The organism is Reinekea sp. G2M2-21 (assembly GCF_015687175.1).
Taxonomy (GTDB): Bacteria; Pseudomonadota; Gammaproteobacteria; order Pseudomonadales; family Natronospirillaceae; genus Reinekea.
The window spans coordinates 786,589-812,730 of sequence record NZ_JADPQG010000002.1 but is presented as its reverse complement, the minus strand read 5'-3'; the positions used below and the strand labels follow the sequence as shown (position 1 = coordinate 812,730).

21 protein-coding genes are annotated in these 26,142 nt (G+C 50.1%); 13 read left to right on the top strand and 8 right to left on the bottom strand.

What is annotated here, in order from left to right; translation table 11 throughout:
* The first annotated feature begins 249 nt into the window (after window positions 1-249).
* The 6 genes from IYN85_RS12255 (at window position 250) to IYN85_RS12230 (ending at window position 5,971) form a co-directional block, all read left to right on the top strand.
* Entirely contained in the window at window positions 250-1,236 is a 987-nt protein-coding gene (locus IYN85_RS12255; RefSeq protein WP_196159168.1) for an NAD(P)-dependent alcohol dehydrogenase, read from the top strand.
* 266 nt (window positions 1,237-1,502) lie between these two features.
* Window positions 1,503-2,288 (top strand): transporter substrate-binding domain-containing protein, encoded by a 786-nt coding sequence (locus IYN85_RS12250; protein ID WP_196159167.1) that lies wholly within the window; start codon window positions 1,503-1,505, stop codon window positions 2,286-2,288.
* 109 nt (window positions 2,289-2,397) lie between these two features.
* On the top strand, window positions 2,398-3,531 hold the full coding sequence (locus tag IYN85_RS12245; protein ID WP_196159166.1) for a MipA/OmpV family protein: 1,134 nt from the start codon (window positions 2,398-2,400) through the stop codon (window positions 3,529-3,531).
* A 23-nt stretch (window positions 3,532-3,554) separates the two neighbouring features.
* Window positions 3,555-3,977: a DUF3019 domain-containing protein gene (locus tag IYN85_RS12240; RefSeq protein ID WP_196159165.1), complete on the top strand. Its 423-nt coding sequence runs from the start codon at window positions 3,555-3,557 to the stop codon at window positions 3,975-3,977.
* Window positions 3,974-4,696 (top strand): response regulator, encoded by a 723-nt coding sequence (locus tag IYN85_RS12235; protein ID WP_370592195.1) that lies wholly within the window; start codon window positions 3,974-3,976, stop codon window positions 4,694-4,696. The genes IYN85_RS12240 and IYN85_RS12235 overlap by 4 nt, the downstream gene beginning before the upstream one ends.
* Before the next feature lie 3 nt (window positions 4,697-4,699).
* Complete coding sequence (locus tag IYN85_RS12230) at window positions 4,700-5,971, top strand: ATP-binding protein (RefSeq protein ID WP_196159164.1); 1,272 nt, start codon at window positions 4,700-4,702, stop codon at window positions 5,969-5,971.
* On the opposite strand, the gene IYN85_RS12225 is transcribed toward IYN85_RS12230, so the two are convergent.
* Window positions 5,952-7,298, bottom strand: a complete 1,347-nt coding sequence (locus IYN85_RS12225; RefSeq protein ID WP_196159163.1) for a sensor histidine kinase — start codon at window positions 7,296-7,298, stop codon at window positions 5,952-5,954. The two genes, IYN85_RS12230 and IYN85_RS12225, sit on opposite strands and share 20 nt — an antisense overlap.
* 306 nt (window positions 7,299-7,604) lie before the next feature.
* Complete coding sequence (locus IYN85_RS12220; protein WP_370592194.1) at window positions 7,605-9,119, bottom strand: family 16 glycosylhydrolase; 1,515 nt, start codon at window positions 9,117-9,119, stop codon at window positions 7,605-7,607.
* A 221-nt stretch (window positions 9,120-9,340) separates the two neighbouring features.
* On the opposite strand from IYN85_RS12220, the gene IYN85_RS26395 reads away from it, so the two are divergent.
* A complete protein-coding gene (locus IYN85_RS26395; RefSeq protein ID WP_196159162.1) occupies window positions 9,341-10,636 on the top strand; it encodes a GGDEF domain-containing protein in 1,296 nt (431 codons plus the stop codon).
* A gap of 39 nt (window positions 10,637-10,675) precedes the next feature.
* Here the strand turns inward: IYN85_RS26395 and IYN85_RS12210 are convergent, their stop codons facing one another.
* Complete coding sequence (locus tag IYN85_RS12210) at window positions 10,676-12,016, bottom strand: MATE family efflux transporter (RefSeq protein WP_196159161.1); 1,341 nt, start codon at window positions 12,014-12,016, stop codon at window positions 10,676-10,678.
* A gap of 256 nt (window positions 12,017-12,272) precedes the next feature.
* On the opposite strand from IYN85_RS12210, the gene ptsP reads away from it, so the two are divergent.
* From ptsP to IYN85_RS12180, 6 genes are all read left to right on the top strand, one after another.
* A complete protein-coding gene (gene ptsP, locus IYN85_RS12205; protein ID WP_196159160.1) occupies window positions 12,273-14,837 on the top strand; it encodes a phosphoenolpyruvate--protein phosphotransferase in 2,565 nt (854 codons plus the stop codon).
* A 97-nt stretch (window positions 14,838-14,934) separates the two neighbouring features.
* Window positions 14,935-16,368 (top strand): PTS glucose transporter subunit IIBC, encoded by a 1,434-nt coding sequence (gene ptsG / locus IYN85_RS12200; protein WP_196159159.1) that lies wholly within the window; start codon window positions 14,935-14,937, stop codon window positions 16,366-16,368.
* Window positions 16,365-16,670 (top strand): PTS transporter subunit EIIB, encoded by a 306-nt coding sequence (locus IYN85_RS12195; RefSeq protein ID WP_370592198.1) that lies wholly within the window; start codon window positions 16,365-16,367, stop codon window positions 16,668-16,670. The genes ptsG and IYN85_RS12195 overlap by 4 nt, the downstream gene beginning before the upstream one ends.
* A 262-nt stretch (window positions 16,671-16,932) precedes the next feature.
* Window positions 16,933-18,195: an ABC transporter substrate-binding protein gene (locus IYN85_RS12190; RefSeq protein ID WP_196159157.1), complete on the top strand. Its 1,263-nt coding sequence runs from the start codon at window positions 16,933-16,935 to the stop codon at window positions 18,193-18,195.
* 89 nt (window positions 18,196-18,284) lie between these two features.
* Window positions 18,285-18,935: an LON peptidase substrate-binding domain-containing protein gene (locus IYN85_RS12185; RefSeq protein WP_196159156.1), complete on the top strand. Its 651-nt coding sequence runs from the start codon at window positions 18,285-18,287 to the stop codon at window positions 18,933-18,935.
* Between the two features lie 148 nt (window positions 18,936-19,083).
* Window positions 19,084-19,902, top strand: coding sequence for a class II glutamine amidotransferase (locus IYN85_RS12180; protein ID WP_196159155.1), 819 nt, complete (start codon window positions 19,084-19,086; stop codon window positions 19,900-19,902).
* Between the two features lie 53 nt (window positions 19,903-19,955).
* Here IYN85_RS12180 and IYN85_RS12175 read toward each other — a convergent pair whose 3' ends face one another.
* The 5 genes from IYN85_RS12175 to IYN85_RS12155 form a co-directional block, all read right to left on the bottom strand.
* Complete coding sequence (locus IYN85_RS12175) at window positions 19,956-21,326, bottom strand: serine hydrolase (protein ID WP_196159154.1); 1,371 nt, start codon at window positions 21,324-21,326, stop codon at window positions 19,956-19,958.
* A 134-nt stretch (window positions 21,327-21,460) separates the two neighbouring features.
* Window positions 21,461-21,643, bottom strand: a complete 183-nt coding sequence (locus IYN85_RS12170; RefSeq protein ID WP_196159153.1) for a hypothetical protein — start codon at window positions 21,641-21,643, stop codon at window positions 21,461-21,463.
* A gap of 33 nt (window positions 21,644-21,676) precedes the next feature.
* Complete coding sequence (locus IYN85_RS12165; RefSeq protein ID WP_196159152.1) at window positions 21,677-23,335, bottom strand: GGDEF domain-containing protein; 1,659 nt, start codon at window positions 23,333-23,335, stop codon at window positions 21,677-21,679.
* Between the two features lie 240 nt (window positions 23,336-23,575).
* A complete protein-coding gene (fbaA, locus tag IYN85_RS12160; protein ID WP_196159151.1) occupies window positions 23,576-24,652 on the bottom strand; it encodes a class II fructose-bisphosphate aldolase in 1,077 nt (358 codons plus the stop codon).
* Between the two features lie 116 nt (window positions 24,653-24,768).
* Entirely contained in the window at window positions 24,769-25,932 is a 1,164-nt protein-coding gene (locus IYN85_RS12155) for a phosphoglycerate kinase (RefSeq protein WP_196159150.1), read from the bottom strand.
* Window positions 25,933-26,142 lie beyond the last annotated feature (210 nt).

Genomic DNA, 26,142 nt, shown 5'->3' with positions numbered 1-26,142 from the left:
ATGGCACAGATCATTCATGACTTTCTAGGTTGGTATCGCGATACGAGTACTAAGGACTGCTAACTCTAATTTAATCTAGCGTTGTTACGTTCTACAAACCGTTCAATCAAGGAACGAGAAGCGTCGTATGGTGACTCCATATCAGCGACGAGTAACAAAGATTGACGGCTTTGTAGGCCTGATGGGATTTGAATTAATCAGAGTTGCCCTAGATACTGTATCGATCTTGCTCACCCAAAGGATGACCTCATGAAAGCTGCTGTTTACCATCGCTATGGTCCACCCTCCGTCTTGCAATACACCGAGGTCGTCGAGCCTCGCCCAGCTAAAGGCGAAATCCGCATTCGGGTGAAAGCGTGTGAAGCCACCAAGGGCGATTGTGAGTTGCGTAGTTTTCACTTCGCCGTGAAATGGTTCCTGGTGCCACTGCGCATGGTGTTAGGAGTCCGCAAACCCCGTCGGACAATATTGGGGGGCTATGTCGCCGGAACCATTGATGCATTAGGGGAAGGGGTTACCCAATTTAATATCGGCGATGAGGTGTATGGCAGTACCCAGTTGCGTCTGGGTGGCTATGGGCAGTTCGTCTGCGTACCGCAAACCTACACCATGGTGAAGAAACCCGAAAACCTCAGTTTTGCAGACGCCGCGTCCGTACCACTGGGCGGCCTAAATGCCATCCATTTCATGACTTTGGCGGATATTCAACCCGGGCAGCGGGTGCTGATTAACGGCGCCGGTGGCAGCATCGGATCCTTCGCACTGCAAATAGCCAAGTTAAAGGGCGCTCACGTGACGGCGGTGGATGCCGCGCGTAAGGCCGATTTTCTTCGCAACCTGGGGGCCGATGCCGTTCTGGATTACCGCGAAAAACCTTTTTATGAGACCACAGAACACCCCTTTGATGTCATCCTGAATATGGTGGCGCAAGGGCGATTCAAGAATTTCGTCAGTGCACTCACCGACACAGGTTGTTACCTGATGGCTAATCCAAGACTGGGCGACATGGTGCGCGCGGCGTGGCTGAACCGCACTGGGCGTCGGCGTGCAGTTTTCGCCTTTGCAGGTGAAACAAGAGAGGAATTACAGCAATTGAGTCTATGGTTGGCCGAGGGTCAAATCAAACCCGTGGTCGACAAAATTTTTCCGCTAAAGGACGCGGCTCTTGCACATCAGCACGTTGAAGCCGAGGATCGATTGGGAACCATTGTGTTAGAGCACCCCGGCGACGACTGATCTTTGTAGCATAGAAAAAACCAGACAGATTCTAAGTATTGTCTGGCAAGGGAGTAGAAAAACGAACTGTGTTGTTATTCTTTCGTTGATCATCGGCTCAAAATGCCTGTTCCGTAAGAATAAACTCCGCTTTTCCGCAACATCTCGCTTTGGACTTACTGCCTTAAAAACCTGTTTCACCAGACTACTAGACGGTGACCGATGGTGATTTCCATGGCTTCAGCTAAATTAAAGTTATTAATGGCCCCTATCTGGAACTGATCGCTGTGCAATACATATTGGCAAGCCTTGCTGTTAGTTTAGTGATGATGTTTTCGACAACCTTTGCCACGGAGCTTAAAAGGCCCGAGGTCACTGGCTGCTTCACCGAATGGCCGCCCTATACCAGCACTCGGCAGGGAGAACCTTACGGTATTTCAGTAGACCTCATAAAGGCCGCCGCCGACCGGGCCGGCATCGCAGTTTCACTGTATCCATTACCCTGGAAACGCTGTCTGATTCTGGTCGAAACCGGTGAACTCGACTTCGCGATGGATAGCTTGCCGCGAGAAGGCTTTATCCAGGGCCAAACGCCCAGTGCGCTCTATACCCAGGCTTTCTGGGTGCGCAATAATGATCCGCTGAATCGTTTTACCGGCTTTGATGCTTTGTCCGGTAAACGGCTCGGCCTATTCAAAGGGTATCTTTATCCAGACGACATTCTGCAAGCGGGTTTCGCCTTGATTGAGTGGATCGACTCAGAATTAACCGCCGCAAAAATGATCGCAGCCAATCGTTTGGATCTGACCTTTGCCGATGTCGCGGTCATGCAAACAGTCTTGGCAGACAGCGACATCCAACTAAAAATGCTCACACCGGTGTATCAAACCCAACGGCTATACCCGGCTTTTCTTCCGGCCAATCAAGTCATCATGGATCAGATGGATAAAGCGCTGGCGGAGCTTTACGAAGACGGCACAGTCGATACCATTTATCAGACCCATGTCCAACAGACCTTTCAGACATTCAATCAACTCGACGAAACCTTTAAGCTTGTCGACACCCAACCTTAACGTGATCGAAACTGATACACTTTGATACAGTTTTACCGAACTTGTTACGACTTGGACAGGCGTACGCGATTAGGCTATCTCGTACGTTAACCACACACAGGGATATCACATGACATTTTCAGCCAAACCACTTCTACTGGTCAGTGCCATCAGTTTAGCCAGCCTACCTCTCAGCTGGGCCGAGGACACCGACACTCATCTTAACAATGACCCCATCAACGAGACGGAAACCGTTGCCGACGCGCCGGAAATTACCGTCATTGCCACCGATGATGAACCCGACACCGACACCGAAGCCGGCCATGAAAAAGGCAAAATCACCGTTGAATTCTCCATCGATGAAGGTGAAACCGACAGCGATGATGACGACGACGTCAAAGTCACTATTAAAAAGAATGGTCGCGAGTTATCACAGGAAGAAACCGACGCCGAGTTGGAACAGTGGGAGCAGGAAATCATGGAGACTCTTGACGGTGCCTTTCGCGGCACGCCACGCAAGGGTATTTTCGCGCTGCAGCAAGACCGTGACGGCGGCTTTGCGGAACTGGGTTTCGGCCTCAAGTATTCCGACGGATTAACCATGATGCGAGAAGGCTATGAAGGTCTGGAATTCACCACTGAATTTAACATCGGCATTCAGTTGGCCGGATTATTCTATGAATATTTCTCAGCCAGCGATAACCGGGGATTGTTCGGTTACAACTTTTATAACAGCGATTGGGTGGGACTGGATTTAATCGTCGGTAAAGAACATTACGACTTCGCTGATGACAAAGAAGACAAGCTCTTGTTACCCATCGAAGTTAGACATGGTGACTGGACCGGCGGTCTGCGATCAACCGTTTACCTGGGACCATTAGTCGTTCAGGGCCAGGTCCGACGTGAAATTTCCGACTACCACAATGGCTATACTGCCTCGCTGCAGACAGGCACCAATATTCAAATCAAAAACCTCAACATCCACGGGTTAGTGGGCGCCTCGTATCAGTCCGAAGAAGTGATGGACTACTATTATGGTGTCACCGCCGCCGAAGCTTCCAGCAACTTTGCCGCTTACGATCCTGGTGAGGATATTCGCTACAACGCTGAAATCGGTGCCTCCTACCCAATGAGCAAAAACTGGATTCTGCGTGGCCAGGTGAATTACACCCAATATTCAGACGACCTGGTGAACAGCCCCTTCTGGGACGGAGATAACACCGAGCATCTGAGCAGCCGCATCATGCTCTTGCTGGTTATGTAAGCGGTAGCGTTATGTTTGAGAACATGATTAGCAACAGAGGTCAGTTAGCGAAAACGATTCTGGCATTGTTTCTGGGTCTGGCAGCAGCGCTGCTGGACCCGGTTCATGCCGAAACGACTGCGCAACTCGACTTGAGCCCGGAACGCTGTGTCGCATTAAACGAAGGACAAACTTGTTATCAAACGGTTCTAATCAGCTGGCAAGCGGATCATCCAGCGGACTACTGCTTGGTTCGTGAGCCGCAGGAAGCTCCGTTGGTCTGCTGGGAAAACCGATCACACGGAAAAGCCAAAATGGAATTTGCCTCCAGCGAGACGGTCACGTTCCGTTTACGGTTAACCGATAAGGTGAGCCAACGTGATATCGATGTCGCCGAGAGTGCGGTCATCGTCACCTGGGTTTATAGCGATACAAAACGGCGTCGCAATAGCTGGAGATTATTTTGAGCGCAACGACCCCACGCATGAATAAACACATCATGTTAGTTGAAGATGATGATTCATTGGCCGTCTGGATTGGGGACTACCTAACCAGCCAGGGCTATGATGTGACGGTTGCTTCCAACGGTATCGACGCAGTGACTATGATTCGGGAAGACAACCCCGATTTGGTCGTGTTGGACATCACGTTACCGGGTAAAGACGGCTTTGATGTTTGCCGTGAAGTCCGCGCCTTCTATGCTCACCCCATTCTGATGATGACCGCGCGTATCGAAGAAACCGATGAAGTCCTGGGTCTGGAACTGGGCGCTAACGATTACGTCACGAAACCGGTACGACCACGCGCCTTGCTTGCACGTATCAAAGGGTTATTGAAGCGCGATCATCCGGAACCTGTTATCGAAGATACCGACAGCCAGCGACTGTCCTTCGGACAATTTTCAATTGACGCCTATTCGCGGACCACACTGCTGCATGGTGATGTCGTTGGAATTTCTTCGAATGAGTTCGATGTCCTATGGTACCTCGCAACGCACGCGGGACAGATTGTCAGCCGTGATGAACTGCTCAAAGAAGTGCGCGGTATAGACTACGATGGCTTTGACCGTTCAATAGATGTACTGGTATCACGCATCCGCAAAAAGCTGGGCAGTGCACAGTTTCCCGATCGCATTAAAACCATTTGGGGTAAGGGCTATCTGTTCGTACCGGATGCGTGGGAATAAGCGATGAAAAAACTGTCGCTATCGCTACTGTCCTTGATTTTACTGTCGATTATCGCGTTGGGAATGTTCATCGATGTGCTATTCGACCGTTACTTTTCAACCGAAGAGATCGACCCACTACGGCATCAAAAAGTATTGGCAGAACAATTGGCGTTTGCGTTAAATGAACAATCTTCGCCCGAGGAATTTATCCAGGCGTGGCAAAATAAATCACCCCAGAATGAATTGCTGTTACTCAGTGAAGAGGATTTACCCCTACCTGAAAACCTCTGGCAACAACTGAAGAATGGACAGTCATTGGTTCTTGAAACGGAAGTGGGTCTGACTATTTATCTGTGGTTGGCGCAGCATCAACAACTGTTAGCCTTCAGCCCCGATGAACTCATCAACCGAGAAGAAACGCCCATGGTGAATTTGCTGCTGACCACCGGCTTTTATCTGGGTATTTTGCTGCTGATTCTGCTCTGGTTGCTGCCATTGGTTCGCAGCTTGCGCGGCTTGCGCCGTAACGCACTGGCTTACGGCAAAGGCGATTTCAGCGCGCGGCTCGCACCCAGTCGTTTTACTTACATTGACGATATCGAACATACCTTCAATCGAATGGCGGAGCAGATTGAAACGCTGATACAGGACAATCGACTGATCAGCAGCGCCGTTTCACATGATCTGCGCACCCCCTTGGCCCGCTTGCGTTTCGGTATCGATATTTTATCTGAAACGGAAAACCCGGAAGAGCGCCAAAAATATCAGGAACATTTGAGTAACGACATTGATGAAATGCAAAGCCTGGTTGAAGCGTTACTGAACTACGCAAGGCTGGAGCAGTCTCTGGTGACTGTACAAAAAGAGCCGGTTGACGTGTTAAACATATTGGTCAATTTTCGTGACAGTCACCCCCTGGGCGTTGTCACCATTGATGCTGCACCTAACACCAATACCACCATTGCCGGCCAACCGACCTATTTGAAAATGTTGCTCCACAATATTCTGAATAACGCGCTGCATTATGGTAACAGCAAGATTCTGGTGCAGGTATCGCGAACCAAAGAGCATTTGGACATACACATACACGACGACGGTCCTGGCATCGCCGAGCAGCACCGGTCCACTTTGTTCAAACCTTTTGTTCGCGGTGAAACACAAAACAGTCCTCAGGGATTTGGGATGGGGCTGGCAATCGCAGAACGAATCGCGTACTGGCACAATGGCACGATATCTATCGCGCAATCGTCGAAACTGGGTGGGGCAGAATTCATTATCCGACTGTCATCGTGACCGGTGACGAGGGTATGGTCAAATGATAGATCAGTCCTGAAGGGTCACCGTTCGCGGCCTCAATTTTACCGTTAAGCCCATGGGTTACCGTGTTGTACACCATGCTGGCTCCCAGTCCGGAACCTCGCTGTGGATTGTTGGTATAGAACGGATCGAACAGTTGAGCGAGCGCATCGCCCATACCGACACCATCATCCGCAATGACTAGGTCCAACGAACAGAGCTCCGATCGCTCCGACGTTTTTATCTCCACACAAAGGGTACCTGTGGGCTGCTCTGAAAACGCGTGCAGCATCGCGTTGCGAAAAATCTCACGAATCACATGAGTAAAGCTCTCTTCCGCCAGCCACCAGCATTGTGCTGAGATGTTTGCGCGCATTTCCAGTATCACGTTGTGGTCAAACTGCCGGGCTACATCATTGAACACCCGCTCAATTACCGCTTTTACATCTGTCGCTGCCTGGGGCACGGTATGTTTACAGGCCACCAATTGTTTAAAATCGCGAATCAGCTGACCCGCGCGATCCACACTTTGCAAACCAACACTGGCCGTTTCGAGAATGGCGTCTAACGACGATTCCAACATCGATTTAGATAACGTACCGGACACATATGTCTTTCTTAATGTATTGGCTAGCTGCTGAATGTGGGAGACCGCGGTCAACGACGTACCAATCGGGGTATTTAACTCATGAGCAATACCGGACACCAACCGTCCAAGCGATTTCATTTTCTTAACTTCGGTTATTTCGTGTTGAGCTGCTTCCAGTTGTCGGATGGTTTCATTGAGCTGCCGGTTTTGCTCTGTCAACGCTGCCTGCTGATTTGCCCTGACCATTAACTGGCCAACGACGGTACTGAAAAGATGGATGAATTCAATATCGGCCTGAGAAAATGCCCGGCCAGTTAAAAAATTATCGACGAACAGCCAACCCAGCAGTGCATCGCCATCAAAAATGGCGCATTCAATCAGTGTCCCTTGTCCGAGATACTGATCTTGGTGATACAGTGAATGATCGGTGAATACCAGTGGCGCGTTGGCCTGGTGATGTGGAATCCGCTCGTGATCCCGAATAGGCGCGGTCATACCTCGTTCATCGGCCAACTGGCCGTTATCGTCAATACCCCACATACCTAACTTCTGATTATTCGCTGCATCATACAGAAAGCAACCGCAACGATCGAAACCCAAATCTTCGGAGCAGCTGATGACGATACGACGGCACAGGTCATCCATCGAAGGGGCGGCAGACAACCCTTTAATAACATGCGGCAATAATACGCTCCGCTGCTGGGTTAACGGTTCAATCACGACATTGGTATTCATAGTTTGCCTAAAGCGAAGGTGGCCCTGTTACGCACATAAGTTTCCAGTCCGTTTGTTTCAAAGAGTGCACTGAATTCAGCGCGGACCGGGACGCGCACCTGGCAAATTCGATTCAGAAATGTCTGGATAGCAACGACCGGAAAATTGGTCGAATAGTAACCAGCTTTGGCAAAGGTTAATGTAACAAAGCGTTCTGATTTTGTACGGTTTGAAATAATACGTTGGTTTCATTTGTTCGATGTGATGAGTTGAATGATGACAGGAAAGCAACCGACGGGTTGCTTTCCCTTAGCGCACTCAGTTTTTTTAACGCACCAGCTTCACGTCATCCACCAACAGGACCACGCCCTTCTGGTTACCCCAGTCAGGGAATATTACCAAAGGAGTGTTAATGTTAGTCAGATCCAGTGTAGAACCAGGATGCTTTACAAGATCCTGCAGCGCGATACTGTAATGGGTCCATTCACCTGGGGCAGGTGGCACAATTGGGTAATCGCCGGTACCACAAGGATGGAAACAATCGATCTTCATCATCAAGCCACCACTGCTGCGCGAGTCGGCCAGTACCTGCAAGTCAAACTCCAAACGTGAGAATTCGCTAAAATCGAATCCTAAGGGTGCCTGCCAGTAAACAACAGACTCATCGGTGTTGTAGGCAAGACGAGTGACCTGGCCGCGCCCTTCAACCGCGATCTGGCTCATATCGACACTGCCGTTGCCCACGTATTGCCCCAAACTGAAAGGCGACACGTCATCGTTATCAAACACGTTGACGACATCCGCTTTTATGAAGTCTGGATCGAACTCGACTTTGATAATTTCCGGCGGCTGATTGCCAAAAACACGTTCCGCGCGCGGGTTTTTAGTCGCACATCCGACCAGCGACGCCTGTGCTCCCGGACACTCAAACACGCGAACGTAATCCACTTCCATTTCCACCGGAAACTCAGTGCTGTCATCTGGATTACCTGGCCAATTGCCGCCCACAGCAACATTCAACAGCAGATGAAATCGCTGATCGAACGGAGCTGATCCCGGCACGTTATAGAGCTCGCCCTCATCATTGACGGCTTGCGAAAACCAACCTGTTTCGCGTTGAGTTGCGTAGTGAACGTCATCAACATACCAGCGGATTTCGCCATCTGCCCATTCAATCGCATAGGTGTGAAAATCCGTGGTGGGATCACTGTCGACAAAGTCAAACGAGGCACCACTATAGCTGTTGGCTGGCCATTCTTTGCCGTAGTGCAATGTGCCGTGCACCTGCTTAGACTCATCGTCGGTTAAATTTACCGCCTCCATGATATCGATTTCGCCACTGGCGGCCCAGCCACCGTAAACCCAATCCGTTGGCAACATCCAGATGGCAGGCCAAATACCCTGACCACCCGGTACTTTGGCCCGAACTTCTATACGTCCGTACTTAAAATCGCCCTTATTCAGTGTACGCAGACGAGCCGACGTATAGGGTAATGTCTTAGTCGGTACCGGAGTGCCATCATAATCTGCCGGTAGAATATCCGCCGGACCTGTAAATGTTTCCTTCTGTGCGCGAATAACCAGTTTACCATCGCGAATAAAGGAGTTATCAGACCGATCGGTGTAACACTGCAGCTCGTTATTACCGCCGCCCCAGCAATTGGTCTCAAAGCCCCACTTGTTCAGATCGATCGTTTCGGCAGAAAATTCATCGTTCCAGACCAACTGCCAGTTGTCACCCACAAACGCATCAGGTTGCTGAGTTGGCAGCAGTTGGCAGCTACTGAGCACGATGGCTGTTGCAGTCATTCCGGTTAGGGTATTCAAATGAAGGTGTTTCACGTATATCTCCTTGGCCAACAAATGGCGGTCGGCAGGTCGGTTAACAGTTAAACTCAATTTCGGTTCAGTGTAGTGATTTTCACCCTCAAATGAAAGCGCTTACATTCGAGTAAACAACGCAATACCATAGGCCTGAACGGGCTGAGTCGGCAGGAACAGAAACCGGTTATCCCGCCATTTTCGACTAAACTTCTAGAATAGTGATTTCTCAGAGCGGTATTGTGACTGATCATCCGATAAGACTGTCAAAAGAGTTCATTTACATCAGCCTGATACTGATCAGTATGGGGTTGGTGATCTGGCAGCATGTTGGCATGAATACCCACTTTATTGTTCCTGTCAGCCAACGTTCGGCGCTGTCTATCTTGAATGATGATATTAACGGCGGGCAGTCGGTCGGACGAATTGCCTTTCATGACGGAGCCCCAAGCCTGGAATGTCAAACACGAACGTCCGGCACCTTTGCGTTTTGCAGTCTCATTATCAATCTCAACAATGGACGCCAGGACGGCATAGATTTACGACCGTTTGACACGCTGACACTGGATCTCGACTATCGGTCGTCACAGCGTGATACCCTGCTCGTGTACCTGTTAAACAAAGAACTTCATGACAAAACACGGGTCAGTCGCGCCAATATGCAAACTCTGCTGCCCACCCAACAACGTCAAACCTACCGACTGTCAATGCGTCATTTTCAAATCCCTTCCTGGTGGATATTCTCGCAATCTGAAGAAGTCGCGACAGACGTTAACCTGAACAACGTTGACCGACTGCAGATTTCAACTGGTGATAACCCTAACCCCCGGCAAGTAGCATTTGATATCCACTCAGTGACTTTTTCCGGTAAATGGGTCAGCGCACAAACACTTTATCTGAGCATACTCGTCGGTTGGTTACTCGTGGCGCTAACTCAATTGGCGGTATCCGCCAAGCGGATGCAACAAAATTATCGCATCAGCCGTCAGCGTGCCGCGGACCTTGAAGGCATCAATGCATTCCTGAAAATTGAACGTGATAAGTTTGAGACACTGGCCAAGCGAGATGCCCTTACCGGCTGTTTGAACAGAAATGGGGTCCGTGATGTGCTCAACCAGGTCCTGCAAAATTACAAAAAATTCAAACAGCAAAGCACGTTAATTCTGTTTGATATTGATCATTTCAAAAAGGTAAACGACCGTTTCGGGCACGAGGAAGGCGATGTAATACTTAAAAGTCTTGCGCAATTGGTACGCAAGCACATCCGTGACAGCGATCATTTTGTACGTTGGGGCGGTGAAGAGTTCCTCATCGTCAGCGAACAGACATCATTAATGGGCGGCATTTCCCTCGCAGAACACTTACGAGAGCAGATTACTAATGCGAAGCTGTCTGAAGACACCAACGTCACTGCGTCATTTGGCGTTGCACCACTGAACTCAGCAGCCATCGATCAATGGTTTCGCCAGGCAGACGAAGCACTTTATGACGCCAAGGCGCGAGGCAGAAATTGCGTCGTCGCCTACTCGGCGTCTTAATCTGTTCTGCGCTTGTGAATGCTTGCGGATGTGTTCCGGTCAGGGAGCCAGCCTCAGCCTTTGAATTAACCGTCGGCACCAATACCAGCCGGCCAACGCGATTACCACCGCACCAATGCCTTGGCCAACCAGAATACCCGCTGCCCCACCGACTTGAGCGCCTACCCAAACGAAGGGAATGGTGAACAGCGTCGCTTTGGCCACATTAAACACAGTGGACGCCTTGGGCGCGCCAAGGTTGTTGAATAACGCGTTCGTCGCGAAGGTTATACCGTTGAATATAAACATCAGGCTAACGCCGTAGGTAAACCAACGAATCAGAGTTGCGGCATCATCAGACGCTTGAAAGACGGCAATGATCCAATGTGTGGTTAAAGCCAACACACTGCACACTACGACACAATAGACCAACACAAACCGAATCGAATCACGCAAGACATCTTCGACACGGCTAAACTGTCTGGCCCCCCAATTCTGTCCGGCAATAGGTCCGACGACACTGGACAATGCATACAAGCCCACAAAAGCGACCATCTGCAACCGGGAAATGATCGCATTACCGGCCACCGCAGCGACACCAAACTGCGCCATACTGGCAGTGACAAAAGCAATGCCAATGGGCGTGGCTAAATTCGTCAGTACAGACGGGATGGCAATGCTGCTCAACTCCTGCCAGTCTCGGCGAACCGTCCTTATAGTCGGTTTGCTTCGCAATTGATACACCTGCAAAACTTTATAGATACCGAAAAAAAACATGGTGAAGCGACTGACCACACTAGCGATGGCGGCACCAGGCAACCCCAGACCGAGCGCGAAGATAAGAATCGGATCCAAGACAGCGTTTACCAACGCGCCACTGAGCGTTAACCACAACGCACCACTGGCGTCGCCCTGCGCCCGCATCACACCACCCATCGACATACCAACGGCTAAGAAAGGAAAGGCGGGTAAAATGATGCCCAGATACATCACGGCGAAATCCAACGTTGCCCCTTCGGCGCCTAACCACGACAAACACTGTTGACGGAAAATCCACACCAAGGCAGTAATCAACACGGAAGAACCAAAGACCAGCACGATACCACTGGCCACCAACTCAGCAGCTTTCGCCATAGCATCACTGCCAATGGCTTTCGATACCGTCGCACCCACCGCAATGGACAAACCAATGCTCAGACTCTGCGTAAAAAACATCACCGAACCGGCAAAACCGACTGCAGCGGCGAGTTCCTGTTCGCCAATCAGACTGATAAAAAACAAATCCACCAGGTCCACGGCGAACAGCGCCAGCAAACCCAAACCGCCTGAAGCGGTCATACGCACAATGTGTCCCCAGACAGGCCCCTGCAGATAACGAGCACCGTGAATTTGCTGAGTCATGTGATTCCCTTAGTAAATGGTGACAACGGTAGTGTCCTGAGTTAGAAGCTCGCACGAATAACACAGGCTCACCCTGTCCCGCAACACGATCACATCACAAAAGCAGGCCTGTAATGTATCAACTTGTAACACCTGCGTAGCACAGTGCAACGGTCATGCGTCTAAGTGTAAGCGACTGTTTAAAAATGATGTACATCAAATTTCTGCACCCCTGCTCCAGCATAGAATCGCGGCAATTCAAAAACAGGAGCGGTCCATGTCGACGCAGCACATAGTTTCCCAGGCGCTTCCGCCACTTACGATTCTTGCCCCGGTCGCGGGTCAAGTCATACCTCTTGAACACGTTCCGGACCCTGTCTTTGCGGAAAAGATGGTGGGCGATGGTATTTCCATTGATCCGATTGAACAAATTCTGAAAGCGCCATTCGACGGCCAAATCATTCAACTGACCAACACCCATCACGCGTTGACCATTCGCGCGACCAATGGTCTCGAAGTCCTGATGCACATTGGCATCGACACCGTGTTGCTCAAGGGCGAAGGCTTCAATGCATTGGTCGCTCAGGGCGACGAGGTAAAACAAGGACAACCGTTGATCGAGTTCGACGCGGACTTTGTCGCAAAACATGCGAAGTCTTTGATGACTGAAATTATTTTGACCAATGGCGACGCCATGAATTGCGTAATCACGCCAACACAACAATCGTCAATCCAGTGCGGGCAGCAGTTACTGTCGATTGGTTTCGGCGAAGTCGTACCGATGGAAGAATCATCACTGGGAGAATGGTTAGACAGTGAACAAATCTCATTACCCAATCCAGCAGGTTTACATGCGCGCCCTGCGGCCGCGTTGGTTAAAATCGCCAAAGAGTACAGCGCCGTCGTTGAATTATCCTGTGGTGAAAAACGTGTCGCGGCTAAAAGCTTAACCGCCATTCTGAATTTAGGCACTCGACAAGGCTCGGTTATTCAAGTACACGCGAATGGCGCCGATGCACGCGACGCGCTCAGTGAGTTAGTGCCAGCTATCCGCGCCGGTTTGGGTGAGGAAGGTGTCACCGCTGCGGCCAATGACCAACCAACCCTGGTTGAAGAGCCGTCGCTGCTGTTCCCACCAAGTCATGATCAACAACTGTTGAAGGGCGTTTCTGCATCACCCGGATTTGCCATCGGTGTTATCCACCAACTGGAAGAACAACACTACGACATTCCCGGCGAACGTCAGAACACGGCTATCGAATTGGCGTTGTTAGCGGATGCCATTGTGATCGCCGCGGATCAGTTGCAAACATTGCAAACCGAACTGGAAAAAAGTGAACCGGAAAAAGCCAAAATATTTACCGCCCACATCGAGTTGCTCAGTGACCCGGAATTATCGGACGTTTCCAACACGTTGATTAAAGACGGCGCGAACGCGGCAAGCGCTTGGCAACAAACGGTGGACAGTCAAGTGGCTCAACTAAAATCACTTGACAATGCCTTACTCGCGGAGCGCGCAACCGATTTACGTGACGTCGGCTACCGCGTGTTGCGAATACTGCTCGGTATTGAGGAAAGTGCGCTCTCACTACCGGAACAATGTATTTTGGTCGCCGAGGATTTAACCCCTTCAGATACCGCCAATCTGGATAAAAACAAAGTGATCGGCTTTGTCACTACCGGCGGTGGCGCAACCTCCCACAGTGCGATTCTGGCACGCTCGATGAACATTCCGGCCATCGCTGGCATCGACGATTTTGCGCGTGAACTGACGAACGGTACGCGAGTGATTTTAAACAGCGACCAAGGTGAATTGCAGGTTAATCCAAGCGATGATGAGATCGCGGACATTCAAGCGCAGATGATTGAACAGGAGAAAATCCGCACACTCAATCGCACACACGTGCAACTACCCGCGCTGACTCAGGACAAAGTAAAAATCGAAGTGGTGGCGAATATCGGCAGCGTGAAAGATGCCATGACTGTGAACGACGCCGGTGGTGAAGGGGTAGGCTTGCTACGTTCAGAGTTTCTGTTTCTGAACCGAAGCTCCGCACCCAGTGAAGAAGATCAGTTTACAACTTACCGCGCTGCCGCTGAAGCACTCGGAAAAGACAAACCGTTAATTGTACGTACGCTGGATGTTGGTGGCGACAAACCACTGCCCTATTTACCACTGCCGAGTGAAGACAACCCTTTCTTAGGTGAGCGCGGTATTCGTATTTCACTCGACAAACCAGCCTTGTTTCGACAGCAATTACGGGCGCTTATTCGCGCGGCAGAATTTGGCAACATTCACATTATGTTCCCGATGATTTCCGACCTGAACGAATTGCGTCTTGCGAAGCAAGTCTTGCTGGAAGAACAGAAAAAACTCGGCGCTCAACCAGTTCCGGTTGGCATCATGATCGAAGTACCTTCCGCTGCGGTTATGGCCGATATCCTGGCGCCGGAAGTTGATTTCTTCTCCATCGGGACCAACGACCTGACGCAATACACACTGGCGATGGACCGAGGACATCCCAAACTCGCCAGTCTGGCAGACGCTTTGCACCCCAGTGTTCTACGCCTGATAAAGATGACCGTGGATGCGGCGCAAAAGCACGGGAAATGGGTTGGCGTCTGTGGCGGAATTGCCGGGGACGTTTTGGCGGTGCCATTACTGGTGGGGCTTGGCGTTAAGGAGCTTTCAGCCAGCGTGCCGTCACTACCGGATGTTAAAGCCTGCGTTCGTGCATTGAACAGCTCGAAGTGCCGCGAATTAGCCGAGCAGAGTTTGCAGTTTGCCACCGCCCGCGAAGTACGCGAGTACCTGGAAACAACCAAACAATATCTGAGCTGATGCAACCGAATTAAAAACAACACGCGGTGTCGGAGTAACCCACAACGCGTGGAACACCACAATTCAATTTAGAAAACAACAAACTAGGAGAAAGACTATGAGTGCAGGAAAACAAGGTTTTGCCGCTCTGCAAAAGGTCGGTAAATCACTGATGCTTCCCGTATCCGTGTTACCCGTCGCAGGTATTCTGCTTGGTGTCGGTGCCGCAAAATTCAGTTGGCTGCCGGCGATTGTGTCGCAGATTATGGAACAGGCCGGGGGTGCCGTCTTTGGCAACATGGGGCTGCTGTTCGCCATTGGTGTGGCACTGGGCTTCACGAAAAACGACGGTGTGTCTGCTTTGGCGGCCGCTGTTGGTTACTTCATTATGATCAAAACGCTCGGCGTTCTTGCTCCGGGTACCGACGTGGGTATTCTCGGCGGCATTCTGGCCGGTAGCGTAGCTGCATGGGCGTTCAACAAGTTCTTCAAACTGGAATTACCGGCTTACCTCGGTTTCTTTTCCGGCAAACGCTCTGTGCCAATCATTACCGGTTTCAGTGCTATTGCGTTGGGTACGGTACTTTCTTGGGTCTGGCCTCCGATTGGTGATGCGATTAAAGCATTCTCATTGTGGGCTGCGTATCAGAACCCAGAGCTGGCCTTTGCCATCTATGGCGTGGTTGAACGGTCGCTGATTCCACTCGGTCTGCACCACATCTGGAACGCGCCGTTCTTCTTTGAAGCCGGTTCTTGTGTGAACTCAGCCGGTGAAGCCCTGAATGGTGTGTTGACCTGTTATCTTTCTGCCGATGAAGCAACCCGTGCCACCGGTAATGGCTTTGGTCAGTTAGCCGGTGGTTACATGTTCAAGATGTTTGGCTTACCCGCTGCGGCTATTGCTATGTGGCACACCGCGAAACCAGAAAACCGCGCCAAGATCGGCGGTATCATGATTTCTGCAGCCTTCACGTCTTTCTTAACCGGTATCACTGAACCGATTGAATTCGCATTCCTGTTCGTTGCACCAGTTCTGTATGTGATTCACGCACTGTTGGCAGGTTCAGCTTTCTTCCTGATGAATGCTCTGGATGTGGTTCACGGTACATCGTTCTCACACGGTTTCATCGACTACGTGGTCCTGTTTTCCAACTCACAAAAAGGCTTCCTAATTCCAGTATTCGGTTTGATGTACGCAGTGATTTACTACGTAGTTTTCCGGGTCACTATCCAAGCCCTGAACTTGAAAACACCTGGTCGTGAAGACGAAGTCGTATTGGCTGCTGAAGTTCGCGAAGGTGGTGACGACGCCCGGGTTGGTGGCATTGTGGCAGCCTTCGGTGGTGGTGCAAACATTGCGACACTGGATAACTGCATCACGCGCCTGCGCATTGAAGTGAAAGACATTAACAAGGTCGATAAAGAAGCGATCAAGAGCTACGGCGCTTCTGCAGTACTGGTCATGGGTCAAGGGGTACAGGCAATCTTTGGTATGGAAGCAGAAATCCTACGCACCAAAATGGCCGATTTCTTGGAAAAAAAAACGAGCTGATTCGCTCTGACGTCGTTAGAACGGAACAGCCTGACATCAGTGCTGATGTCGCTACAGAACACCGTGTTCTGGCCTCAGCACTGCTGGCTAGTCTAGGCGGTAAATCCAATGTGGTTGATGTCCTGGCTTGCGCGACCAGTCGTTTACGACTGGAATTGAACAGCCAGGTCACCCTCGATGAAGCCGAACTGAAAAAGCTGGGCGTAACGCATGTGATGAAAATCAACGATCGTATCGTCCACTTACTGCTGGGTAACAGCGCTGCTGAAACCGGGCAGGCCATGAAAGCACTGCTGGTATAGCTTTCAAACATTAGTCAATAATCATGAACAAAGCCTGCCACGCAGGCTTTTTTTATGTCTTCTGTCGGCTAACGACGTTTTCAGTTCATTGGCATTAACCTTAAAAACGCAACGTTTTCGTACAGCTCTTTGTACAGACGCAGCGATGAGCAACGAGCAAAATCCCCAAAAACGCCTGCCAACCGCGCTTAAAATAATGCTATATTCGCCGTCTAATAATAAAACGTACTCTCGATACGTGCGATTAACCAAGAGAGACCACATGAAACTAGTCCCTGCTGTTTGGCTGTCAGTATTTCTGATGGTACCTTCGCTGCTATCCGCAGCACCGATCACCCTACTCCATTCCTGGCAAACGCCCAGTGAAAAAAAAGCCCTGGAAGTGCTGGAAAAAGACCTGCTGAAAAGCGAGCTTTCACCGCATTATGAAATACCCACCCACGATCAGATGAAAGATGCCGCGAGCATCAAGGCGTTGGCCAGCTCACTGGCACAAGGGCCCACCTTTCTCGCCTTGAACAATGAAGCACTCCGACATTGGTACGATCTGCGGCTGGTGCACAGTTTGACCCCAGTTGCTCAAGCACAGGGTTGGGCTGATATTTTCCCTCCTGTCGTAATGGATACTGTGACCCATCGCGGCCAGATTATTGCAGCGCCGATGAGCGTGCACACCAGCAACTGGGTTTGGGCCAATAAACAGCTGGTCGATGCCACCGGATTAGCGCTCGATAACAGCTGGGCGAATTTCATTGCCCTGCTCGAGGCCCTGCAAGCACAGGGTGTCACGCCCATCGCGCACGATGGCAGTCAGACTCAGGATATCCTGTTGTTTGAAACGCTGTACTTGGCGATGTTTGGTGCCGAACCTTACGTGCAATTGTTTGATGATCTGAATGCCACCGCATTGCGCAAAGCTGAACCCGACTTCGAAGCGGTGTTTCAACGTTTGCAAACTATGAAACCCTATATCAAACGCGCACCCGCCGGCACCTTATGGCATGAGTCCGCGCAGCTATTGATGGACGCCGAAGTGGGCCTGCTCATCCAAGGCGATTGGGTACACGGTGAATTTGCCCGCAAAGGTCGCATTGCCAACCAACACTATTACTGCACCGAGTTCCCAGGTGAACACCAGAGTGTTGCGATCAAAGTGGAGTCCATTGCCTCATTGAATTCCACCGCGTTGCCGATGGGACCAGATCAGACTTCGTTCTTCCAGACCATCACCAACAAAGACACTCAGTTCCTGTTCAACAACTACAAAGGCGGTTTGCCTGCCTACAGTGGCACCGGTTTGGCAGCCGTCAGTGAATGTTTAACGTTTGCGGCTCAACGAACACAACAAGCTCAAGACAATGGCAGCCTAGTGCCTTCGCTGTCACAGGGGATGGCGGTACGTGAAGTGATCAAAGATGAGATCGGTGCGGTTATTACCGAGTTCATGACCACCGAATTAGCACCGGCAGAGGCGGCAAATCAATTACAGAAGCGGATGAAATACGCCAGCTATCTGATCAACTGATTCGCGCTGCCCGGGCGATGGAGGATAACCAACCGGTTATCATCCATCCGCTATACTTTGTCGTATCCTACTTTGTTTGCAGGTAGTTTATGACCGATATCGCGCTGTTCCCGATTCCAAATTGTGTCGCCTTTCCGGGTACCGTGTACCCCTTGCACGTGTTCGAACCCCGTTATCGGAAAATGGTGCAAACCTGCGTCGACCAACAGTTACCCATGGCGGTTTGTCACGTCGAAAAGGTTGTCCATCAAGCCCCTGACGATCAGCCTATTGAACTTGCGTTGCAGTCTAATCAAGACACCTACAAGCCTGTTGGAATCGTCTCGGCGGGTCCCTGCGAAATCGTGAAAACTCTACCGGACGGACGTCTGATGATTAACGTTCACCTGCGTCAGCGGTATCAACTCATCCAGGAAACGCAGACGCTGCCCTTTTCCATCTACCAGGCCGAGCCACTGGAAGACCACCCACTTTCTGATTCGCAGCAGCAGGAAGCTATCGAACTGAAAGACAAACTGCTTCATCGGTTAATTGCCCTGACAGCGGATCGACCCGAGATTTCCGCACTACTACAAAGCGAAGAATGGCAGCAAAAACCAGTAACCGCCTTCTCTTACGAACTGTTTGGCATTCTGCAAACCGACCCGAATGTGATGCAACAAATCCTGGAACTGGAGTCACCACTGTATCGCATGAAAACCGCCTTGGCGCTGCTCAGTGAAGTGCCTGCGCAATGGTGATTAAGGCCGCTCCGGCACGACTCGTCGCATCGCCTCCCGTGATTACGTCATCTCCGACTCATTCTGATTTTCATCCGAAAGCTGATATGCCTCAATCTTAATATTAGAAAATTCTAATATAATTACCAGGATAACAGCAGAGGTGACTATGTGTGAATTGTTCGCCGTCTCGGCACGGCATCCAACCAGCATCCAGGTATCCATGTCTGTTTTTGCAGAACATGGCGGGTTAACAGGGCCACACAAAGATGGCTGGGGTATTGCCTATTATCAGGGTAATGACGCATGGCTGATCAAGGCGCCGGAAAGTGCGGCGAACTCGCAAACTCAGGCATTGGTTCGCGCCAGCGCGCCATTAACAACCCTCGCGCTTGCCCATATTCGACTGGCCACTCAAGGCAATGTCAGCTTGAATAATACCCAGCCGTTCTCATTTCCCCTGCACGGCAAGAAAATAATTTTTGCGCACAACGGGCACGTGCCGACTGTCACCGATGCATCTCTTCGTCAACTGTATCACCCCCTGGGCAGCACCGATTCAGAAATCATATTTTCGGCTCTGCTACAGGTGATGACCGACAATGCAGACAGAGATTTTTCGACACAGGTTGGGTTGCTCGAACGTTTCCTGACTGACCTAAGCCATCTTGGTCCATTGAACATCATTTTCAGTGACAGTGAATATCTCTATGCGTTTTCGAACAAGCGCACCCAGCCGGATGGCGTTGTTCGAGCGCCCGGTATGCACTACCTGTGTCGGTATTGCAGTGCGGACTCGGAGGCCAAATTATCCGGCGTGACCATCAACGGGCATCAGCAAAATCTGATACTGTTCGCCAGTGTGCCCCTCTCCAATGAAAACTGGGTGCCGATGACACCCAATACATTGTATGTCGCCAAGGCGGGCGAATTAGTCCAACCATTAACTACCAGAACGCTACCAAGCGTGAGCCCTGGCCAGAATTGAGTTAAACGCAGGCCACAATCTACAATTACCACACAGCCAATCAATCGCCTTGATTACTGGATCCAAGATCGAATCTCCGCGAAATTCTCGTTATCAACATAATCCTTTGGTGACCACCCCATTCGCACAATGACCAGCTCGTCGTCAGGAATAACTAAGACGCGTTGTTCCCTATTCCCCATTGCCGCAAAGGTATTTGCGGGCAAATCCTGCCAGCGACGTTTCTCTGGATTGGTGTTCAGCCACCATTGATATCCATAATCTGTTTTGTTTTCAGAGGTGTTCGGAGTAAGTGAGCGACGTACATAATCTTCACTGAGAATTCGGGTTCCGTTCAACGTACCGCCATTTAACATGAGCTGCCCCAGACGTGCCCAATCGCGCGCTGTGGCATAAAGGTAGGAACTGCCAATGAACAGCCCTGACGCATCCATCTCGTATTGGACACTGGTCATACCCATCGGTCGGAAAATCTCATTCACGATGTAGTTCACATCCTCCTGCACACCCCCGTCGATGCGCTGTTGCACAATATCCGCGATGATGTTCGCGCTACCCGACGAATAGGTAAAGTGAGTCCCCGGCTCATCCCGATACGGCAATTGCGCAACGAACGCTGCGGCGTCAGGTTCCTGAAACAACATCCGTACGGCAGGCTGCCCCGGATCGTATGTTTCGTCATAGGCCAAACCGTCGGTCATGTGTAAAAGGTCTTCCAGTTTGATATTACCGCGGGCGTCATTGCGCCAGTCCGGATACAGCTCTGTTTCAGCAACGTTCACCTTGCCGTTCATTTCAAGATGACCCAGTACGACAGAATTCAAACTTTTAGTCATCGACCAGCCAAGTAACGGGGTGTCAGCGTCAATGCCATCAACGTAAGATTCTGCGATGACTTTACCTTTATGAACAACAAGTAACGCGCGAGTGTCGTGCCCGCTTGTGTTGTCTGCCACCAACATGGCATCGAGCTTTTGCTGCACGTCAGAGTTCACGGTAAAAATCACGTTCCCTTTTGGCCAAGCAGCCATGGGTGACTTCATGACAGGCCATTGAATCTGCGATCGCTCATCTATACCAGCATACTCCAGCGCGCAGCCAACACCGGGCCGATATTGGGCGGTTCGCGTTTTCAACCCCAACAAAGATGCAGACACCGCCTGCTGCGATTCATCGTATTGATAATCCAACATGGTCAAAATAGGCGAATAGACCTCAATATCCTGTGCGGTTTTCTCGATGTCGAATCCACTGACAAAACGTCCGGAACAGGCAAGCTTCGCACCAATGCCTGTAGCGACAGAGGGTGCGTTATAAAGATAGACCGGTGAATATCCCACCAGAAAATTGGCCAGACTGAAAACTGCGATAACCAACAGAATAATTGTCGCGATACCCGCGAGAAGGATTTTTTTCAAACGCATGGAGAGACTCGGAATTATTATTGTAGGTGGAGAAAGTATCGAGGTTAGCGTTAAGATTCAACTGCACACTCGCATTAATGCCGCAGGAAGACACAAAGCTGTCTTTTACGCGGTGTTTGTTGTCATCCGGTGATTTATTCGTCTAAGGCATCGTTAAGCTTTTGCTGTGCTTCATCCAGCGCCCGTGTTACATCCTCTTCCACTTGCTCAACCTGGTTAGTTGCCTTTTCCAGGTCCAGCCGCTCAATGTCCTCCTTTTTCAATACTAAAAAATAAAACATACCTAATAAAATCAGAACCAGAAGAATACCGCGCATTGAAACTCTCCGGACCTACGGTCCACGGGTTGGTTAAAAAAGTTGGTTGGCTGTAGCAATAACCGTGCAGTTCTTGCCACTGTTCTTTGCGCGATACATAGCCGCATCCGCTTCTGCAATCAGCAATTCGACAGTGCTATGATCGGCGATTTCGCAGATGCCGGCGCTGAACGAAATAACACGGCCATCGATTTCTTGAGCGGCCTGTACTCGTTGACGAATATTGTCCAGATACAGATAGGCTTCCTGTTCACCTATGCCTTTGGCCAAAATCAGAAATTCCTCGCCGCCCCATCGAGCTATGATATCCGAACGACGGGATTGCGCTTGCAACAGATAGGAAAATGATTTCAGTAAGGTATCGCCAATATTATGCCCGTATTGATCGTTAATCTGTTTAAAGTCATCCAGATCTATCAGCATGATGGTCGATTTGTTTCCATAGCGTTGAAACTCGGCCATGGCTTCTTCCAATTTGGGTAAAAAAGCTCGCCGGTTAAATAACCCTGTCAAGGGATCCTTCATTGACTGTTGTTTCAGATATTTATTTTTCTCAATCAGCTGTTGCTTGGCAACGTGCAACTTTTGATGCGAAATGCTGAGTTTTGCATTGATAACCCGTACTCGAGCCGCCCAGAAAACACTCAACATTGTGGTTGAACTGAGAATCAGAATGATCCAGGAAATGTGTTCTACGTTCCGTTGTAACCATGGATCTCTGTCGTTACGTAAAACCGGATTCATGCCATCTACAGACAAGGGTAAGTGAAACTTGTTGGCCACCGTCACATCCAGAATACTTTGCGTTGCCGGATACACCTTGCGGAATCGGCCTGTATCGACATAGTCTCTGATGGCCTGCAACGAACTTTCTGCGGTTACTTCAGGATCGGACAGGTGCCCTCCGACCATGCCTGTATCGAGAAATGTCGAATACAAACCATAAACCGGCACCGGTGACACAGCGGCGACCTCTTTTAATACGTCACGGGGGATTTGCGCTTTGCCTTCCCTGTCTTTAAAAACAGCGCCATACAAGACCAGGCTGTCTGCAGAATAGTCCGCAACTCGTTGCAACAATTCCGGTATCGTAAATTCTCGCTCAATCACCAAGCGAATCGATGGGTAATGGGACAGGTAATCGGACACCAGATCAATAAGTTCACGTTCAGGTGGTCCACCGGCTTCAATTAAGTACAGGCTCTGAGTTGCCGGGCTTTGCGCCAACATCATATCTAATGTTTTATCGACATAGTAAGAATCGTTGTTGCCAAAATACAGCGCATGAGCATCATCTGACTCCAGCACACTATTGAACTGAACCCGAACAGGCCAGTTAAATGCATGCTTTTGTCTTTCAACGTAGGTGGCTGCTGGCGCAGACTCCCCAATCACGGCATCAAGTTCGATGTGCGCATATTTAGTCCGTAACAGGTTGCTGAACTGAACGTCTGTCAGGCCACCTATGCGTGTCGCATCCAGATTTTCAAAGTACAGCTGCCATTGATGTTCCGAGTCCAGTTGCGCACTGAGAATCAGCCTTTCATTAAATGCGTGCGTCCAGGGAAGCGCTTGGTGGTAAGAGTTAATGACGAGCACGTTCCGTGGCAGGGATTGAGTTTGCGCAACGTTACTCAACGCCAGACAGCAGATTAGAGCAACCAGAACTGGGTGCTTCGGCTTCAAGGTCATTAACTGATCCACTCCTTTCGTGCCTCTACCGCTCAGGCCCAACGAACAACGGTTCATTTTGAATACAACTGCCCCTCATTGTAGTGCCTGCTGAGGGCAATACAAGCTAATCATCAACAGCATGTATCGAACACGTCGGTCCGGTTCCACCCCTTTGACGTCTGCCGTCTTATGCGCAAAAGGGAACATGCGGGCATAAAAAAACCGAGCCAAAGCTCGGTTCTTCAGATTGACCAAAACTTAGTTTCGGTTCAGGGCATTCAACTCAGTAAACGCCTGCTCTAAACGAGTCACCATGCCAGTTTGCGCAGCACGTAACCAAACACGTGGGTCGTAGTACTTCTTGTTAGGCGAATCTGGACCTTCTGGGTTTCCAATCTGACCCTGCAGGTAGTCATGGTTTTTCGCTTCGTATTCACGAACGCCATTCCAGGTTGCCCACTGAGTATCGGTATCGATGTTCATTTTCACCACACCGTAAGAAATAGACTCTTCGATTTCAGCAGCAGATGAACCGGAGCCACCATGGAAAACAAAAGTCAGGCCATTGTCAGCCAAACCGAACTTGTCCGCACAGTACGCTTGTGAATCACGCAAAATAGTTGGCTTCAGTTTCACGTTACCTGGCTTATATACGCCGTGAACGTTACCGAAAGAAGCCGCAATCGTGAAACGAGGCGAAACCGCGCTCAATACTTCATAGGCACGCGCCACTTCTTCTGGCTTGGTGTACAGATCGGCCTGGTCAACATCGCTGTTATCAACGCCATCTTCTTCACCACCGGTGATACCCAGTTCGATTTCAATGGTCATACCCATCTTGTCCATGCGCTTCAGATATTCAGCACAGATTTCCAGGTTCTCTTCCAGAGGCTCTTCTGACAGGTCCAGCATGTGAGACGAGAATAAAGGCTTGCCGGTTTCAGCAAAGTGCTTTTCACCCGCATCCAACAGACCGTCGATCCATGGCAACAGTTTTTTTGCTGCGTGGTCAGTGTGCAGAATGACCGGGATACCATAGCTTTCAGCCAGTGCGTGAACATATTTAGCACCAGCAACAGCGCCTTTAATCTGGTTTTCCTGACCTTCGCCTTTCAGCCCCTTACCTGCGAAGAAAGCTGCGCCGCCGTTAGAGAACTGAATGATAACCGGTGAATTGACCTTGGCAGCCGCTTCCATTACCGCGTTGATGGAGTCTGAGTTGACAACGTTTACCGCTGGCAACGCAAATTTTTCGGCTTTGGCGATTTCAAAAATCTTTTGTAAGTCTTCGCCAGCAACGACGCCTGGCTTTACAACATCAAGAATCTTAGTCATGGGTTTACCCTTTCAAGATTAAGTACATTAGGTTGCACCCGCAACGGACAAGCACAACGGACAATTTCATATTTTAACAACAACGAACCCCGGCAGTCGCCGGGGCCTGTCTGATTTTACTGCTTGGCGCGTTCTTCAAGAATTTCAACCGCGGGCAGTTTCTTACCTTCAACAAACTCAAGGAAAGCACCGCCACCCGTGGAAATGTAAGAGAACTTGTCTTCCATATCGAACTTCTGGATAGCTGCGATACAGTCACCACCACCGACAACAGAAAACGCGTCGCTCGCAGCAATGGCTTCGGCAATCGCACGAGTGCCTTTGTCGAAGTTATCAAATTCAAATACGCCTGCAGGACCATTCCACAAAATGGTTTTTGCATTCTTAATAACTTCCGCGTAAACCTTCTCTGTTTCCGGTCCCAAGTCGAGAATTTCTTCGTCATCCGTAACCTGGTCAACCGGTTTAATGGTCGCTTCTGCCGTTGCTGAAAATTCAGGCGCTGTACGCACGTCGACGGCTTCCGGAATATCCAGTTCTGCCATCAGCTTCTGAGCCTGAGGAATCAGGTCTTTTTCATACAGTGACTTACCCACATTGTAACCACGCGCTGCTACGAAGGTGTTGGAAATACCGCCACCGACGATCAGTTGGTCACATACTTTTGACAGGCTTTCCAAAACAGTCAGCTTGGTTGAGACTTTAGACCCACCGACGATCGCCACCATAGGTCGCGCCGGGTTGTCCATTGCCTTACCTAATGCGTCGAGTTCTCCAGCTAATAAGGGACCGGCGCAAGCGATAGGCGCGAACTTGGCCACACCATGTGTCGATGCCTGTGCCCGGTGCGCAGTACCAAACGCGTCCATCACGTAGACATCACACAGAGCGGCCATTTTTTTAGACAAGTCGTCTTCGTTTTTCTTTTCGCCTTTATTAAAGCGAACGTTTTCCAGAATCACCACGTCGGCATCGGTTTCAACACCCTCTACCCAATCTTTGATCAAAGGTATGTCGCGCCCGAGCAGTTTACCCATGTAGGCTGCGACTGGAGCCAGGGAATACTTTTCTTCATATTCACCTTCAGTTGGACGCCCCAGGTGAGACATGATCATCACCTTCGCACCTTTTTCCAATGCCAGCTCAATACTGGGCAGCGAAGCTTTAATACGCTTGTCCGACGTGACTTCACCCGCGTCATTCAAAGGTACGTTGAGGTCTTGACGAATCAGAACTCGCTTACCGGCGAGATCCAGATCAGACATTTTGATCACAGACATGGCAGTTCCTTAAACATTGACTAAAAGATTTATTCTTAGGTCGCGTATTGTAGACACATGCTGGCCGTTTATCACCCGAAATGTAGTTTTATTACAAAATAGTTGACCCGCATCACCGAAGCACCTGCCCACGAATGGGCGACAAATGCTTCAGAACCATCTAAAATTCCCGGAACTTATCTTACGTTCGCAGCGTTTAACCGCCTCACA

Bases quoted from the DNA above. Each gene is read 5' to 3' on its own strand.
- IYN85_RS12255 (WP_196159168.1), top strand. From the start codon at position 250: ATGAAAGCTGCTGTTTACCATCGCTATGGTCCACCCTCCGTCTTGCAA.
- IYN85_RS12245 (WP_196159166.1), top strand. From the start codon at position 2,398: ATGACATTTTCAGCCAAACCACTTCTACTGGTCAGTGCCATCAGTTTA.
- IYN85_RS12240 (WP_196159165.1), top strand. From the start codon at position 3,555: ATGATTAGCAACAGAGGTCAGTTAGCGAAAACGATTCTGGCATTGTTT.
- IYN85_RS12230 (WP_196159164.1), top strand. From the start codon at position 4,700: ATGAAAAAACTGTCGCTATCGCTACTGTCCTTGATTTTACTGTCGATT.
- IYN85_RS12225 (WP_196159163.1), bottom strand. From the start codon at position 7,298: ATGAATACCAATGTCGTGATTGAACCGTTAACCCAGCAGCGGAGCGTA.
- IYN85_RS12210 (WP_196159161.1), bottom strand. From the start codon at position 12,016: ATGACTCAGCAAATTCACGGTGCTCGTTATCTGCAGGGGCCTGTCTGG.
- ptsP (WP_196159160.1), top strand. From the start codon at position 12,273: ATGTCGACGCAGCACATAGTTTCCCAGGCGCTTCCGCCACTTACGATT.
- ptsG (WP_196159159.1), top strand. From the start codon at position 14,935: ATGAGTGCAGGAAAACAAGGTTTTGCCGCTCTGCAAAAGGTCGGTAAA.
- IYN85_RS12190 (WP_196159157.1), top strand. From the start codon at position 16,933: ATGAAACTAGTCCCTGCTGTTTGGCTGTCAGTATTTCTGATGGTACCT.
- IYN85_RS12185 (WP_196159156.1), top strand. From the start codon at position 18,285: ATGACCGATATCGCGCTGTTCCCGATTCCAAATTGTGTCGCCTTTCCG.
- IYN85_RS12180 (WP_196159155.1), top strand. From the start codon at position 19,084: ATGTGTGAATTGTTCGCCGTCTCGGCACGGCATCCAACCAGCATCCAG.
- IYN85_RS12175 (WP_196159154.1), bottom strand. From the start codon at position 21,326: ATGCGTTTGAAAAAAATCCTTCTCGCGGGTATCGCGACAATTATTCTG.
- IYN85_RS12170 (WP_196159153.1), bottom strand. From the start codon at position 21,643: ATGCGCGGTATTCTTCTGGTTCTGATTTTATTAGGTATGTTTTATTTT.
- IYN85_RS12165 (WP_196159152.1), bottom strand. From the start codon at position 23,335: ATGACCTTGAAGCCGAAGCACCCAGTTCTGGTTGCTCTAATCTGCTGT.
- fbaA (WP_196159151.1), bottom strand. From the start codon at position 24,652: ATGACTAAGATTCTTGATGTTGTAAAGCCAGGCGTCGTTGCTGGCGAA.
- IYN85_RS12155 (WP_196159150.1), bottom strand. From the start codon at position 25,932: ATGTCTGTGATCAAAATGTCTGATCTGGATCTCGCCGGTAAGCGAGTT.